Source organism: Noviherbaspirillum agri, assembly GCF_054780595.1.
In genome coordinates, this window is the sequence record NZ_BAAGWA010000011.1 from 23899 (window position 1) to 38462 (window position 14564).

General features: G+C 63.6%; 12 protein-coding genes. 7 read left to right on the top strand and 5 right to left on the bottom strand.

From position 1 onward, the window contains the following. Positions 1–567 (bottom strand): SH3 domain-containing protein, encoded by a 567-nt coding sequence (locus ACYVIA_RS16910; RefSeq protein WP_460842835.1) that lies wholly within the window; start codon positions 565–567, stop codon positions 1–3. Next, positions 564–2450, bottom strand: coding sequence for a CHASE2 domain-containing protein (locus tag ACYVIA_RS16915; RefSeq protein ID WP_460842837.1), 1887 nt, complete (start codon positions 2448–2450; stop codon positions 564–566). The genes ACYVIA_RS16910 and ACYVIA_RS16915 overlap by 4 nt, the downstream gene beginning before the upstream one ends. A gap of 205 nt (positions 2451–2655) precedes the next feature. Here ACYVIA_RS16915 and ACYVIA_RS16920 point away from each other — a divergent pair, with 205 nt between their 5' ends. From ACYVIA_RS16920 to ACYVIA_RS16940, 5 genes are all read left to right on the top strand, one after another. After that, positions 2656–4077 (top strand): NfeD family protein, encoded by a 1422-nt coding sequence (locus ACYVIA_RS16920; RefSeq protein WP_460842839.1) that lies wholly within the window; start codon positions 2656–2658, stop codon positions 4075–4077. Continuing rightward, complete coding sequence (locus ACYVIA_RS16925) at positions 4074–4841, top strand: slipin family protein (RefSeq protein WP_460842841.1); 768 nt, start codon at positions 4074–4076, stop codon at positions 4839–4841. The genes ACYVIA_RS16920 and ACYVIA_RS16925 overlap by 4 nt, the downstream gene beginning before the upstream one ends. 208 nt (positions 4842–5049) lie before the next feature. Further along, positions 5050–5472: a universal stress protein gene (locus ACYVIA_RS16930; protein ID WP_460842843.1), complete on the top strand. Its 423-nt coding sequence runs from the start codon at positions 5050–5052 to the stop codon at positions 5470–5472. 103 nt (positions 5473–5575) lie between these two features. Further along, positions 5576–6601, top strand: coding sequence for a sodium:calcium antiporter (locus tag ACYVIA_RS16935; protein ID WP_460842844.1), 1026 nt, complete (start codon positions 5576–5578; stop codon positions 6599–6601). Further along, positions 6576–9260, top strand: a complete 2685-nt coding sequence (locus ACYVIA_RS16940) for a calcium-translocating P-type ATPase, PMCA-type (RefSeq protein ID WP_460842846.1) — start codon at positions 6576–6578, stop codon at positions 9258–9260. The genes ACYVIA_RS16935 and ACYVIA_RS16940 overlap by 26 nt, the downstream gene beginning before the upstream one ends. 51 nt (positions 9261–9311) lie before the next feature. On the opposite strand, the gene ACYVIA_RS16945 is transcribed toward ACYVIA_RS16940, so the two are convergent. Continuing rightward, positions 9312–10049: a CPBP family glutamic-type intramembrane protease gene (locus ACYVIA_RS16945; protein ID WP_460842848.1), complete on the bottom strand. Its 738-nt coding sequence runs from the start codon at positions 10047–10049 to the stop codon at positions 9312–9314. 235 nt (positions 10050–10284) lie between these two features. On the opposite strand from ACYVIA_RS16945, the gene ACYVIA_RS16950 reads away from it, so the two are divergent. Both ACYVIA_RS16950 and ACYVIA_RS16955 read left to right on the top strand, forming a co-directional pair. Then, the gene (locus ACYVIA_RS16950; RefSeq protein ID WP_460842850.1) at positions 10285–11319 is read left to right on the top strand and encodes a MerR family transcriptional regulator; all 1035 of its coding nucleotides are present in this window, start codon (positions 10285–10287) and stop codon (positions 11317–11319) included. After that, entirely contained in the window at positions 11316–12608 is a 1293-nt protein-coding gene (locus ACYVIA_RS16955; RefSeq protein WP_460842852.1) for an MFS transporter, read from the top strand. The genes ACYVIA_RS16950 and ACYVIA_RS16955 overlap by 4 nt, the downstream gene beginning before the upstream one ends. 44 nt (positions 12609–12652) lie before the next feature. Here ACYVIA_RS16955 and ACYVIA_RS16960 read toward each other — a convergent pair whose 3' ends face one another. Then, positions 12653–13366, bottom strand: coding sequence for an ABC transporter ATP-binding protein (locus ACYVIA_RS16960; protein WP_460842854.1), 714 nt, complete (start codon positions 13364–13366; stop codon positions 12653–12655). Then, positions 13359–14561 (bottom strand): ABC transporter permease, encoded by a 1203-nt coding sequence (locus ACYVIA_RS16965; RefSeq protein ID WP_460842856.1) that lies wholly within the window; start codon positions 14559–14561, stop codon positions 13359–13361. Before ACYVIA_RS16965 ends, ACYVIA_RS16960 begins: the two co-directional genes overlap by 8 nt. Positions 14562–14564: the final 3 nt, after the last annotated feature.

The window sequence follows — 14564 nt, forward strand, 5'->3', positions numbered from 1 at the left end:
TCAGCCTCCGACCATGTTGTTGTCGCTCTGTACCGGTGCGGCGCCTGGCGGCGGCAGTTCTTCCACGCTTTGCGGCACCAGTCGGTTGCGCTGCGCGAAGCCCTCCGCCTTTCGGCGATCAACGGCAAACTGCTGCATCTTTGCCAGCTCCGCAGGGTTGGCCTGCGCATTGCGCAGGTCTTCCTCGTCCAGGCCGCGCACGCCGGTGGTGACCGTGGCGGTATTGGAGGTCCGCCCGGACGACAGCAGGTTTTGCAGTGCGCCGATCGGATTGGCGGATGAAGGCGCGGACGCGGCGTTGGCGGGCTTGAGCGTCGTCATGCGCAGCCAGCCGTTCTGCCCGGACGCCGTGCGCACTTCGCTCCACGCACCCTTGCGTCCCAGTACCTCGACCCGCGTGTTCTCTGGCAGGCTGGCGACGACGGCGGCGTCGGACTGCGCCTGCGCCATCAGCTCCGTGGTGCGGCCGGTGAGCGCGGGTTCCGCCTGTACGACGCCTGCGGCAAGCACGTTGGCAAGCAGGCTGGCAAACAGGCTAGCGGCGGCCAGCATTGTCTTTTTTCTCATGTTGTCGTTCTCTCCGGTTCATACAGGTCCACGGCAGCGGTGCGTCCCTTGACGTCGAATGCGCCCCGATGCCGGAACGCGAATTGCGGATCACCGTCGCAGGCAAGCATCGTTTCGCGCGTGACCAGCACCCGCCCCACGCCGCGCGTCAGTCCCTCGACACGACTGGCGAGGTTGACGGTGTCGCCGATGGCGGTGTAATCGAGCTTGCGCTGCGCGCCGATGAAGCCGACGACCGCCGGCCCGGTGTGCACGCCGATCCCCACGTCGAAATCGCCGACATCCGAGCCCTCTCCCTCCAGCAGGCGCCGGAAAGCGAGCAGTACCTGTTCCATTTCGAGCGCGGCGGCAACCGCACGCCGCGCGTGGTCGGGGTCATCCAGCGGCGCGCCCCAGAAGGCCATGATGGCGTCGCCGATGAACTTGTCGAGCGTGCCGCCGTGGCGGAACACCACTTCCACCTGCAGCTCGAAATAGCGATTGAGCAAGGCAACCACCTCATGCGGCGGCCGCGTCTCGGACAGGGTGGTAAAGCCCCGGATATCGGAAAACAGCACCGTGATATCCCGCGTGCGCCCGGACAGGCTCTCGACCGTCTCACCCTGTTCCACGATCTGCTGCACCACGTTCGGATTCAGGAAGCGGCGAAACAAGGCGACAGCCTGTTCCCGCGCACGGCGCTCGCGCAGGAATCCCGCAAGCGCAGCACACAGGAACCAGGCCCAGGCAAAGATCAACGGCGTGGCCACCGGCAACAGGTAGCCGCGCCCGAGCGCGACGTCCGCCAGCGCCAGCATCAGGAGACTCGCCAGCGCCAACCCGCCACCGACCAGCAAGGGATTGATATGCCGGGAAAAGGCAACGGCCAGCATCGCGATAAATCCGCTGCCGAGCAGGAATGGAATGGCCGGGTGCGCGAGGTGCACGCTGCGCCCGTTCTTCAGGTTATCTATCGCCAGCGCCAGCACGTCCACGCCCGGATAACCGGCGCCCAGCGGCGTCAGGTGATGGTCGAAGGCACCGGCTGCGGAGGAACCGATGACGACGACCTTGTCACGAAACAGGCTGTCGAGCGTGCGCAGGTCGTCCGCGCCGAGCGTCGGCCGCTGCTCGGTCAGCAGCCGGTACAGCTCGCTGTACGCATAGCGCTTGTGGCCGCCAGCCGGCCAGCGCATCACGAATTCTTCCGATGCGGGGAGGCTCACGCCGAGATCGCCGGCGACCCGCGCCGGCAGCGACGGCAAGCGCCAGCCGCCTACCTCGCTGAAGGTCCGGTAGCGGCGCAACACGCCATCCGTATCCGGAGAAGCGTTGATCAGGCCGAGGCGCCAGGCATCGCGCTCCACGGCGAGCGGGAGCTGGAGCGATGCTGACGCATCTGCTTTTCCGGTTGCCGCGATGTCGAATGCGCTGGCCAGCTCCCCGACCGGGGTGCCCGGTGTCTCGTGCGCAGGCGGCATCTGCACTGCCGCAAGATAGGCATGGGGATTGGCGCGCAAGGCGTCCGACAGGCGCGCGTCGCTTTTCGGCCGCTTCAGGTCGCGCTCGGCAAAAGTGATGTCGAAGACGATGGCGCGCGGCTGGAACTCCGCAAGCGCTTCGATCAGGTCGGCGTGGATCTCGCGCGGCCAGCTCCACAGCCCGGCGATTTCCTGCATGGCGATGATGCTGGCGTCGTCCACGTCGACGATCACGATGCCGGGGTCGGCCGCCATGTCGGTAGCATGCCTGCGCATGAAAACATCGCCGAGCCGGGATTCCATCGAGGCAAAGGCGCGCAGTCCGGACAGTTCGATGCCCAGCAGGGCAACGAAGAGGACGGCGAGCGCCGCATGCAGGCGCAGCGGCGAGCGTCGGAGCGAATCGGCAAGGGCGCGCAGCATCCGGCAGGCTGAAAAATTGATCTGCGGCAATCTTAGCCGGAAGTGTGTCTGTGCAGCAATAAAAACAACCCTCCCCCAGCCTTCCCTTCGCATCACTGATATGACGCAAGCTTCCAGTCCTTGAGGGTGTTATGCACTGAACAGCGCTTCCCGTTCCGGTTCATACACATACACGACATCTCCGCCGCGCAACTACGCTACTGCCATGGGCACACGGTTTCTCGCCATCTCGAAGAACATCGACAGGCCGTCCCTGCCCGGCCTGCTGCTCGCCGCCGTGCTGGCACTACTCACCATCGGAGCGCAGGCCGCACCTGCACCCGTTCTGGTGCTGACGCTGGAAGGCGCGATCGGCCCGGCATCGGCCGACTATGCACGCCGCGGGATCGAACGCGCCGCACGGGACAATGCGCAACTCGTCGTCATCAAGATGGACACGCCCGGCGGCCTCGACAGTTCGATGCGCACGATTATCAAGGCGATCCTGACGTCGCCGGTCCCGGTCGCGACCTATGTTTCCCCCGGCGGTGCACGCGCGGCCAGCGCAGGAACCTACATCCTGTATGCCAGCCATGTTGCGGCCATGGCGCCCGGCACGAATGTCGGCGCCGCCACGCCGGTGCAGATCGGCGCCTCTCCCACTGGGCAAGACAAACCGGGAAAACCGGATGAAGCGGAAACGGCGGACAAGCGCAAGGACGATACCAGGGGCAACAAGGGTGCAGCGTCTCCCTCCGCGATGGAACGCAAGGCGGTCAACGATGCTGCCGCCTACCTGCGCGGCCTGGCGCAGATGCGCGGGCGCAACATGGACTGGGCAGAGCGCGCCGTGCGCGAGGCGGCCAGCCTGTCAGCGGAAGACGCCCTGGCGCAGCGCGTGATCGACTACATCGCAACGGACGTCGATTCCCTGCTGAAGCAACTTCATCAGCGGAGAATCGTCGTGATGGGACAGGAGCGCGTGCTGCAGACAGCCGGCGCGCCGGTAACGCAGTATCAGGCGGACTGGCGCGTGAAACTGCTGGCCACCATTACGGATCCCAGTATTGCCCTGTTGCTGATGACCATCGGCCTGTATGGGCTGATCTTCGAGTTCACGAATCCGGGCGTAGGTGTCGCCGGCGTACTGGGCGGCATCTGCCTGCTGCTGGGGATGTACGCGCTGCAACTCCTGCCGGTGAATTATGCGGGGCTGGCGCTGATACTGCTTGGCATCGGTTTCATGGTGGCAGAGGTGTTCGTCAGCAGTTTCGGTGTGCTCGGCATCGGCGGTATCGCCGCCTTCATTGCCGGCGCACTGATCCTGATTGATACCGAGCTGCCCGGCTTCGGCATTCCGCTGGGATTGATCGCCACCGTCGCCGTTGTCAGCGCGTTGCTGATTGGCGGCATGGTGAGCATCGCCCTCAGGACGCGGCGGCGCGCGACCTATGGCGGACCGGAAGCGCTGGTCGGCAGCATGGCGGAAATCGTCACTGACGGCTGGGCACAGGTGCACGGCGAGAACTGGCGCATTGCCAGCGACCAGCCGCTGCGGCCGGGACAGAAGGTGCGCATCCTTGCGCGCAAGGGGCTGGTGCTGGATGTGGAACCGGCCGGCAATCACGACAAAGGAGAACGAACATGATCTTCGAATTCGGCTTCGGCACCCTGGCCGTCCTCATCATCGCGCTGCTGGTGGCTGCGTTTCGCATCCTGCGCGAGTACGAGCGCGGCGTCGTGTTCCAGCTCGGCCGCTTCTGGGCGGTCAAGGGGCCGGGTTTGGTGATCGTCATTCCCGGTCTGCAGCAGATGGTGCGGGTGGACCTGCGCACCGTCGTGCTCGACGTGCCGACGCAGGACGTCATCTCGCGCGACAACGTGTCGGTCAAGGTCAATGCCGTCCTCTACTTTCGCGTCGTGGATCCGGCCAAGGCGATCATTGAAGTGGAGAACTTCTACGAGGCGACAAGCCAGCTTGCGCAAACGACACTGCGTTCGGTGCTGGGCAAGCACGAGCTGGACGACATGCTGGCCGAGCGGGAGCGGCTGAACATCGACATCCAGCAGGTGCTGGACGCAGCAACCGATGCCTGGGGTATCAAGGTGGCCAACGTCGAGATCAAGCATGTCGACCTCGACGAATCGATGGTGCGCGCCATCGCACGCCAGGCAGAGGCGGAGCGCGAGCGGCGCGCCAAGGTCATCCACGCCGAAGGCGAGCTGCAGGCGTCAGAAAAGCTGATGCAGGCGGCGCATGTGCTGGCGCAGCAGCAAGGAGCGATGCAGCTGCGCTACATGCAGACGCTCAGCACGCTCGCCAGCGACAAGTCCTCGACCATCGTGTTTCCGCTTCCCATCGAGCTGCTGACCGGGCTGGCGGAATTGTCGGGCAAGAAGGGACAGCAATAGCGCTCTCGACGCGGCGCAGCAGTGGTCGGTACAGTGAACTGAGGTATCGGCACAACTTGTCTGCATGAAGGCGGATACGGTTGACTCAGATCAAGCAAATTCCGCCGCCATACCAGCAGCCTTCGCACTCTCCGGTCCCTGGGGCATAATCGTCGGCAACTGCCGCGCCCCGGCAATGGCACACACACATCGTTTTGGAGATTACTGGATGCAGAAAATATTGATGCCGGTCGACACCTCGGACAGCGCGCAGCGTGCAGTACGCCACGCCGCCGCCATGGCCCGTGGCAACCCTGCCCTGCAGCTATGCCTGCTGAACGTGCAGGAACCGATCGAGCCGCGCATGCACGCACAGCTCACGCATGACGAGATCACGGCCTTGCAGGCGAAAGATGCGGAACGCGCGCTCGAACCGCTGCGCCGGCTGTTGAGCGAAGCGGGCGTGCCGCATAGCGACGACTGGCGCACCGGACCGGTGGCACAGACCATCGCCGATTACGCGCGGGAAACCGGCTGCGATGCCATCGTGATGGGCACGCGCGGCATGAATGCGATCGGCAACCTGGTGATGGGCTCGACCGCCACCAAGGTGATCCACCTGGCCCATGTTCCCGTGACGCTCGTCAAATAGCGCAACGTCCGGCCCGAGCTCAGTCCCGATGCCGCGAGTCACACGCCCAACGCGCCTCACGCCGGCGGTTTGCCGTACGCTGTCATGATCAACCAGGAATAACATGCACACGGCGGGCAACGTTACCTGGGTGTGGTTGCAGTTTGGCGTGATCGCGCTGGTGATCGCGTTCGCCGGCTACCAGCTGTCCCGCTATGGCGACATCATTGCCGACAAGACCGGCCTGTCCCGCAACTGGATCGGCGTCGTCCTCCTGGCCACCGTCACCTCCCTGCCGGAGCTGGTCACGGGCATCAGCTCGGTAACGATAGCCGGCGTACCGGACATTGCGGTGGCCAACGTGCTGGGTGCGTGCATGGTCAACCTCGTCATGCTGGTCGCAGTGGACCTCCTGTACCGTGAAGAGTCCTTCTACCGGCGTGCAAGCCGCGGCCATATCCTGTCCGCCGGTTTCGGCATCGTGCTGCTTGGCGTTACCGGGCTCGGCATCCTGCTGGCCGACAAGACCGGCAGCCTTGCGGTCGGCCATGTCGGGATCCACGCTCCCCTGATCACGCTGCTGTACGTCCTCGCCATCCGCGCCGTGATGGTGTACGACAGATCAGAGATCAGCGAATTTGCCGAAGACGTGGCCGACCGCTATCCCGACGTCTCCCTGCGCGAGGCGATGACCGGCTACGGCCTCGCCGCCATTGCTGTCGTCGCGGCCGGATTGGCCCTTCCGTTCGTGGGAACACGCCTCGCCACGGTCATGGGCTGGCATGGCAGCTTTGTCGGAACGGCCTTCATTTCCGTTGCGACAGCGCTGCCGGAGTTCGCCGTCACGCTCTCCGCATTGCGCATCGGCGCGCTCGATATGGCAATCGGGAACCTGTTGGGGAGCAACCTGTTCAACGTGTTTATCCTCGCCGTGGACGACCTCTTCTTCCTGCCGGGACCGCTGTTGTCCTCCGTATCCCCGATCCATGCTGTCACGGCCGTGTCCGCGATGCTCATGTCGGCCATCGCGGTGATCGGCCTGCTGTCCCGGCCCGAAAAGCGCGTACTGAGCGTCGTGGGCTGGATCAGCCTTGGACTGTCCTCGGTGTATTTACTGACCATTTATGTTCTCTTCCGATATGGCGAATGAACCTGATCCGCGCGATGCGACGCAGGCCGCCGCGCACTGGCACACACTCGGTACCGAGGCCACGGCGGATGCGCTGGGCGTCGATCCGGCAACCGGCCTGACGCAACAGGAGGCCGGCGAGCGCCTTGCGCGTTACGGTACCAATACGATCCGCGAAAAACCTCCCCGCCCGATATGGCGCATGTTCGTCGACCAGTTCATCGACTTCATGATCGTGATCCTGATCGCGGCCGCCATCGTCTCCGGGGTCATCGGGGACGTGAAGGACACGATTGCGATCGTCGTGATCGTGCTGCTCAATGCGGTAATCGGCTTCGTGCAGGAAGTGCGCGCAGAACGGGCGATGGCGGCGCTGAAGAAGATGGCAGCGACCAGCGCCACGGTACTGCGCAGCGGCGAGCGAGCCTCCGTCCCGGCGCACGATCTCGTGCCCGGTGACATCGTGCTGCTGGAAGCGGGCAACGTCGTGCCGGCCGACTTGCGGCTGACGCAAGTACACCAGCTCAAGGTCGACGAAGCGCTGCTGACCGGCGAGGCGACTACCGTCGAGAAAATGTGCACCCCGCTCGCCGAGCACAACGCGCCGCTTGGCGACCGTCGCAACCTGGCCTACAAGGGCACGACCGCCACCTATGGCCGCGCCACCGGCATCGTCGTTGCGACCAGCATGGCGACCGAACTCGGCAAGATCGCCAAGCTCCTCGATTCCGGCGAAGCACTACGAACGCCATTGCAGAAACGGCTGGCCGCATTCGGCAAGCGCCTCGGCATCGCGGTCATCGCGATCTGCCTGATCGTGTTCACGGTGGGACTGATGCGCGGCGAGCCGGCGGTACTGATGTTCCTGACCGCCGTCAGCCTTGCCGTTGCGGCCATTCCCGAGGCGCTGCCGGCGGTGGTGACGATTTCACTGGCGCTCGGCGCGCGCAAGATGGTGCAGCAGAATGCGCTGATCCGGCGCCTGCCGGCAGTGGAAACGCTGGGATCGGTCACGTATATCTGCTCCGACAAGACCGGCACGCTGACCCAGAACCGGATGCATGTGGCCGAGCTGTGCACAGCAGTAACTTCCATCCAGCACAGCAGATCGGCACCTGCGCAGGAGCCGTGGAACAGCCTGTTTGCCGCGCTGGCGCTGTCGAACGACGCCACGCGCAACCAGGAAGAACAAACCACCGGCGACCCGACCGAGGTGGCGCTCTACCTCGCCGCGCTCGAGGCCGGCCATGACAAAGCCGCGCTCGAGGTGGACACGGTCCGCGTCTTCGAACTGCCGTTCGACTCGGACCGCAAGCGCATGACCACCGTGCATCGCCATCCCGACACCTTCATGGCATACACAAAAGGCGCCCCGGAGTCGGTCCTCCCGCTGTGCACGAGCGCGCTCGGTCCCGACGGCGAAGAGGAGCTGGAGCGCGACGCCGTCCTCGCAACCGCAGAACGCATGGCTGCGCAAGGCCTGCGCGTGCTGGCGATTGCACGCCGGCACTGGCCGCAACTGCCCGCCAATCAGCGTCATGACGAAATCGAGAGCAGCCTGGTCTTTATCGGGCTGGTGGGCCTGATCGACCCGCCGCGCCCGGAAGCGCGCGAATCGGTGGAGATGTGCAAGTCGGCCGGCATCACGCCGGTAATGATTACCGGCGACCATGCCGCCACGGCGCTCGCCATCGCACGCCAGCTCGGCATTGCCGGCGACGCCGACCGCGCGGTCACCGGTGCACAGCTCGCCGCGATGAGCGACGAGGAGTTTCGCCGTCAGGTCGAAAACATCCGCGTCTATGCCCGCGTCGACCCGGCCCAGAAGATCCGCATTGTCGAGGCGCTGCAGGCACGGGGCGAATTCGTTGCCATGACCGGCGACGGCGTCAACGACGCGCCGGCACTCAAGCGTGCCGATATCGGCGTGGCAATGGGCAAGGGCGGCACCGACGTCGCGCGAGAGGCATCGAGCATGATCCTGCTGGACGATAACTTTGCGACCATTGTCGGCGCGGTGCGCGAGGGTCGCCGCATCTTCGACAATATCCGCAAGTTCATCCGCTATACGATGACCTCCAACTCGGCCGAGATCTGGGTGATTTTCCTTGCACCTTTCCTCGGGCTGCCGATCCCGCTGCTGCCGATCCACATCCTGTGGATCAACCTGCTGACCGACGGCCTTCCGGGCCTGGCGCTTGCTGCCGAGCCCGCCGAAAAAGGCATCATGCAGCGCCCGCCACGCGCCCCGAACGAAAGCATCTTCGCGCATGGCATGTGGCAGCACATCGTATGGATAGGACTGACCATTGGTGCGGTGTCCCTGTTTGCACAGGCCTGGGCCATCCATACCGGCTCGCAGAACTGGCAGACCATGGTCTTTACCGTACTGACGCTGGCACAGATGGGACATGTGATGGTGATCCGCTCCGAGCGGCAGTCGCTGCTGACGCAAGGCTTCTTCAGCAACATGCCGCTTCTCGGTGCCGTGGCGCTGACCTTCGCGCTGCAGATGGCGACCATCTATGTGCCGTTCCTTAACACCATCTTCAGCACGGCACCGCTGACCATGCAGGAGCTCTGCTTCTGCCTGCTCCTGTCGGTGATCCCGATGCTTGCAGTGGAGCTGGAAAAACTGCTGGTACGGCGAGGCGTGCTCTACGCGCAAGCGGCGCGTTGAGCGTGTAGGGTGACGGGCAGGAATCGGCGCCCTTCCCCACCGTGGTACGGATCAGCCGGTGATGGCAAACGCTCCCAGATGGGCAATGACATGGGCAAGCATGGCCGCTTCCAGGCCGTGCCGCCAAAACAGGAAACCCGCAACGATCCCAAACGTGGCATTGGCAAGCACGATATACGCCGCCAGGAATACAGTTGGAGGCCCGATCATGGCCACGACGACAGGAAGATGCAATGCGCCAAAGGCCAGCGCGCTCAGGAGTACGGATAGCCAGACAACCAGAGCAGAAGGCAAGGAATCGCCCCCACGGAAAACACGGGAGACGCGCCAGCCGCTCCAGACCAGAACTGTCATCAGCCCCCAGCGCACGAGGATTTCCTCAGTAATGCCTCCATACAGTACACGCGCGATCAGCGGAAAGGAAAAACGATCCTGAAGCCGGGCCAGCGCTTCAGGCGCAAAACGGGCGAAAGCCACCAGCACGGTAATACCGAGAATCCCGCCGATCAAGCCCGGCAGTAATTGCGAGCGCAGCGCATCGACAGCGAGCTTTCCGTCAGCTGCCGCCCTCAGGACGGGAGCGTCCAACCCTGCCCGTGGAGCGAGCTTCGCTCCTGCCCAAGCCGCCAACGCCAGCAGGAGCGCACTCTGCACGGCACTCGCCATGCTGATCAGTGATGGTGGTGCGGGCAAAGCCTGCCCTTCCACCAGAAGCGGCAGGACAAGCCAGGAGACAGCGACCACGCCGGGCATGCCGGCAAGCCAGATGATGAAAGCATGTTTTGTCATCGCTGCAATTCTACTGATTCATCCTGGGGCACATATTGACCTGACCCTGCGCCGTCGCTACTCACTGCAAGCGGCCGCTTGACCATGACGTGATGTCAGGCTTTATGCTGTTCCCATAAGAGCCGTTTCAGCCTGACTGTACCGTTGATGCCGGCCGCCTTGCCCTTGTTCCGCAGGCAATCCGTCTCGGCCTCAATCGGCCAGTCAGGCCAAAACGGCTCTAGGAGAAGAAAAAATGCTACTCAAAATTGGCGAACTCGCTAAACGCACCGGACTCACCGTGCGCACCTTGCATCATTACGATGCGATCAAGCTGTTATGCCCATCCGGACGTTCGGCGTCGGGCTACCGGCTATACAACCGGAACGATATCGAACGCCTGCACCGGATCCAGGCGCTAAGGCGGCTCGATCTGTCGCTGGCGGACATTGCCGCTCTGCTCGAAGGCGGCAGCGCCGACCTGGAGACGGTCATTGCACAGCAAATCGTCGCGCTTGACGACCAGATCGTGCGTGCCAGCGAATTGCGCAATCGGCTCACGGCACTTCAGGCGCACATCCGCGCGAAAGAGGAGCCGGCGCTTGATGACTGGCTCTCTACGCTGGCAATGATGAACTTTTATGACCGCTACTTTACGCCGGAGGAGCATGACCGGTTGCGTCGGAAAGGCAGCGTTGACGAGGGCGAATTCCATCAATTGAAGGAGCGGCTGCGCGAATTGATGGAAACCGGCGTGCCCCCGGACGATGCACAGACGCTGTTGCTGACGAAGCGCTGGATCGAGCTCTCGCTGAAGCACATGGCCGGCGATGCTCGCCTCGTTCACAAGGCCGATGTATTGCACCGTACCGAACCGAATGTGCCTTTGCTCACGGGCATCGACCCGGCCCTGCTCGACTACATCACGCGGGCAACCGCGGAATATCGCCTGAGCCTGTATGCACGCCATCTTGATCCGGCTTACCTGGCGGCGGCACGAGAACGCTTTATCGAGCATTACCTGAAATGGCCGGCCCTCTTTGCAGAAGCGCGTGAACTGCAGGAGCGCGGCACCGACCCGCTCGCACCTGCGGCGCTGGATCTGGCCGCTCGCTGGATACAGCTGTTCGTTGCTGTCTGGGGCAGCGATACGCAACTGCATGCCCAGGTCCTCAAGGCCAACCAACTGGAACCCGATCTGTTCGGTGGCCTCGGCATGGAAGACGCAGCCATGCAGATGGTCCGCCGCAGCATCGAACATCTGAAGAAAAAGAAGACGGACAACACATGAATCAGGCTGTATCCCGCGCACGCGGCGCATTGTTCCGCAACCATAACTTCCGCTGGCTGTTTGCCGGATCACTGATTTCCCAGCTGGGCGACCAGTTCACCCTGATTGCGCTGCCATGGATGGTATTGCGAATGACCGGTGACACGCTGGCATTGGGGACCGTTCTGGCCACGATCAGCGTGCCGCGTGCGGTGCTCATTTTGCTCGGCGGCGCCATCGTCGACCGCTACTCGCCCAAGCTCGTGCTGCTGCTGTCAAAGTACGCCTGCGCGATGTTGCTCGGCATCCTTGCCGTACTGACCTTGACCGGCCAACCGGACTTGCGGCTCGTGTACGTCCTGGCTCTTGCCATCGGCATTGCGACTGCATTCAGCCTGCCTTCAGGCACATCCATCCTCCCTACCGTCGTGCCGCGGGAGCTGCTGCCGCAAGCCAACGGAGTAATGTTGGGAGTGCGGCAGATGTCGACCTTCATCGGCCCGTTGATTGCCGGCGTTCTGATCGCTGTATTTGGTGAAGGAACCGGAGCGAACGAGAGTCTCGTTGGCACCGGCATTGCCTTCGGTTTTGATGCCGCCAGTTTTGCTGTGTCGGCCTGGACGCTGGCGAAAGTAAGAACGGATAACGGACCGGCACCAGCCGTAATGCAGCAGTCGCAATCGCTGTGGGGATCGGTGGCGGATGGATTGCGCTACTGCTGGAATGACCGCAGCCTGCGGGTATGCTTTTGCTACTGGGGTGCGGTCGCGTTCTTTATCACCGGACCGATTCAGGTCGCAATGCCCGTGCTTGCCGATCATGTCGGAGGCAGCGCATCTGTCTATGGTCTTCTCACCGGAGCCTATGGCGCGGGCACGCTGGCCGGCATCGTGTTCTCCGGCATGCGGCCGGGGTTCCGCATCGGCAGCTTTGGCACCACCATTCTGGTGCTGGATGCCGCAGTGGGCTTGCTGTTTATCCCGCTGGGTTTGATTGAGACGACGTCGCAAGGCATTGGGTTTCTTTTGGCAGTCGGCGTGATCGGCGGCTTTTTGCAGGTCAACATCTTTACGTGGCTCCAGCATCACGTTGTACCAGTCATGCTCGGTCGCAGCATGGCGCTCTTCATGTTCATTTTCATGGGAGTTGCGCCGATGTCGTCTTCGGCCACAGGCTGGCTGATGCGCAGCATCAGCTTGCAGCAGTTGTTTGCGGTCAGCGGCGGGCTGCTGATAGCGATCGTCCTTGTGACATTCGGGCTGTCAGGGATGCGTTCAGTCGAGGATGCAAACAACTACGCGCCGCGTTGAATGCCGGTACGTTGACCAGGTCTCACCTGCAGTATAGGCAGGCTTTAGTCACCGGCATCATCGCTCTCGATGCTGCCGTCCACCAGCCTGATCGTACGGTCGCACTGCTCGGACAGGCGCGGATCGTGCGTGACCAGCAACACCGCGCAGCCGAACTCGCGGTTGAATTTGCGGAACAGCTGGAATACTTCAGCAGCGGACTTGCTGTCGAGGTTGCCTGTGGGCTCGTCGGCCAGCAGCAGCGCCGGGCGGGCGATCAGCGCGCGGGCGACGGCAACCCGCTGCTGCTGGCCACCGGAGAGCTGGTCGGGCTTGCGCTGTTCGAGTCCTTCCAGGCCCACCTCGGCAAGCAGGCCGCGGGCGCGATCAATCTGTTCACGCGTTGGTTTGCCGGTAGCCACCATCAGTGGCATCAGCACGTTCTCCAACGCGGTGAAGGCCTGGATCAGATGATGAAACTGGAACACGAAGCCGATGGCGCCACCGCGCAGCGCCGTGCGTTGCGCGTCGTCCATGTTCCGCGTGGGTTCGCCAAGCAGGAACAGCTCGCCGTCCGTAGGCCGGTCCAGCAGGCCAATCACATTGAGCAGCGTGCTCTTGCCCGAGCCGGACGCCCCCACGAGTGCGGCGAAGTCACTGCGTTGCAGGCGCAAGTCCAACCCGTGCAGCACTTCCACCTCGGTGGGCTTGCCGACGTTGTAGCTTTTTCGAAGGCCCTGCAGGCGCAGCACCTCCTGGCCGGCGTCGTGCTCAGACATGGCGAATCGCCTCCACCGGATCGAGGGACGCAGCACGTCGCGCCGGCACGGCTGCCGACAGGATGCCGGTGACCGTCGCCAGCCCCGTTGCGGCCACCAGCAGCCATGGATCGACCGGGATGTAAAACAATTTTGGCCCGAAGGTATTGAACGCCCCCACCAAGCCATACCCCGCCAGCCCACCCAGTAGCGAACCAACCAAACCAAACAGAGCACCCTGCACCAGGAACACGCGCAGCATCTGCTGGCGCGACGTGCCCATCGCACGCAGGATGCCGATCTCGCGCGTGCGCTGGACCACGCTCACCGACAGCACACTGGCGATGCCCAGTGCCACGCTCAGCGCCACGAAAACGCTGATCATCCGCGTGGACAGGCTCTGCGAACGCAAGGCGTTCATTAGCTGGCTATTGGTTTCCATCCAGCTTTCCGCCTTCAGCCCTGTGAGCCGTGCGATGCGCGCGGCGATTGCCTGCGCGTCGAAGATATCGTCCACCGTCACGTCAATGATCGTCGCGGCGCCCGGCAGGTTAAGCAGCGACTGCGCCTGCTTCATGTCCAGGTACACGTAACGCGCATCCAGCTCGCGCACACCCAGCTCGAAGATGCCAGCCACGTTCACCACGCTCTCCCGCCCCTGCCCGCCGTCGAGACGCAACTTGTCGCCCACGCGCATGCCGAGGTCGCTGGCCAGCTGCTTGCCGATCACGGCGTCGTCGGAGCCGATGCGGAACGCGCCGGCGACGATATCATCTTGAATCGGAATGATGCGCTCGTAGCGCGGCGCGTCGACGCCCATTAGCGCCACCGACTGCAGCGCCTCGCCTCGGCGCGCAAATGCCGGCCCCGAGATCGACGGCGACACAGCCATAATCCGTGGCAGCGTGTCGAGCACATCGCGCACCTGCTGCCAGTTGTTGATCGAGCGCAGGCGCTGGGCCCGTTTGCTCTCCAGCAGAAGCTGCGCGCTTCCGTCGGGCGGCGGCAGGATGCGGTTTTGCTCTTCCGTGGGTTGCACCTTGATGTGGGCCTGCGTGCCCAGGGTGCGATTGATGATGTTGCCCTGCAGTCCGGTGATCAGTGCCGTGATGAAGACAATCACGGCGACACCGACCGCGATACCAACCAGGATCAGCGTGCTCTGCATCTTGCCTTCACGCAGGAACTTGGTGGCGATGGTCCACTCGATCCACATCGG

Coding starts and splice junctions, on each gene's coding strand:
- ACYVIA_RS16935 (WP_460842844.1), top strand. CDS start 5,576: ATGCACACGGCGGGCAACGTTACCTGGGTGTGGTTGCAGTTTGGCGTG.
- ACYVIA_RS16930 (WP_460842843.1), top strand. CDS start 5,050: ATGCAGAAAATATTGATGCCGGTCGACACCTCGGACAGCGCGCAGCGT.
- ACYVIA_RS16925 (WP_460842841.1), top strand. CDS start 4,074: ATGATCTTCGAATTCGGCTTCGGCACCCTGGCCGTCCTCATCATCGCG.
- ACYVIA_RS16960 (WP_460842854.1), bottom strand. CDS start 13,366: ATGTCTGAGCACGACGCCGGCCAGGAGGTGCTGCGCCTGCAGGGCCTT.
- ACYVIA_RS16940 (WP_460842846.1), top strand. CDS start 6,576: ATGTTCTCTTCCGATATGGCGAATGAACCTGATCCGCGCGATGCGACG.
- ACYVIA_RS16965 (WP_460842856.1), bottom strand. CDS start 14,561: ATGTGGATCGAGTGGACCATCGCCACCAAGTTCCTGCGTGAAGGCAAG.
- ACYVIA_RS16920 (WP_460842839.1), top strand. CDS start 2,656: ATGGGCACACGGTTTCTCGCCATCTCGAAGAACATCGACAGGCCGTCC.
- ACYVIA_RS16950 (WP_460842850.1), top strand. CDS start 10,285: ATGCTACTCAAAATTGGCGAACTCGCTAAACGCACCGGACTCACCGTG.
- ACYVIA_RS16955 (WP_460842852.1), top strand. CDS start 11,316: ATGAATCAGGCTGTATCCCGCGCACGCGGCGCATTGTTCCGCAACCAT.
- ACYVIA_RS16945 (WP_460842848.1), bottom strand. CDS start 10,049: ATGACAAAACATGCTTTCATCATCTGGCTTGCCGGCATGCCCGGCGTG.
- ACYVIA_RS16915 (WP_460842837.1), bottom strand. CDS start 2,450: ATGCTGCGCGCCCTTGCCGATTCGCTCCGACGCTCGCCGCTGCGCCTG.
- ACYVIA_RS16910 (WP_460842835.1), bottom strand. CDS start 567: ATGAGAAAAAAGACAATGCTGGCCGCCGCTAGCCTGTTTGCCAGCCTG.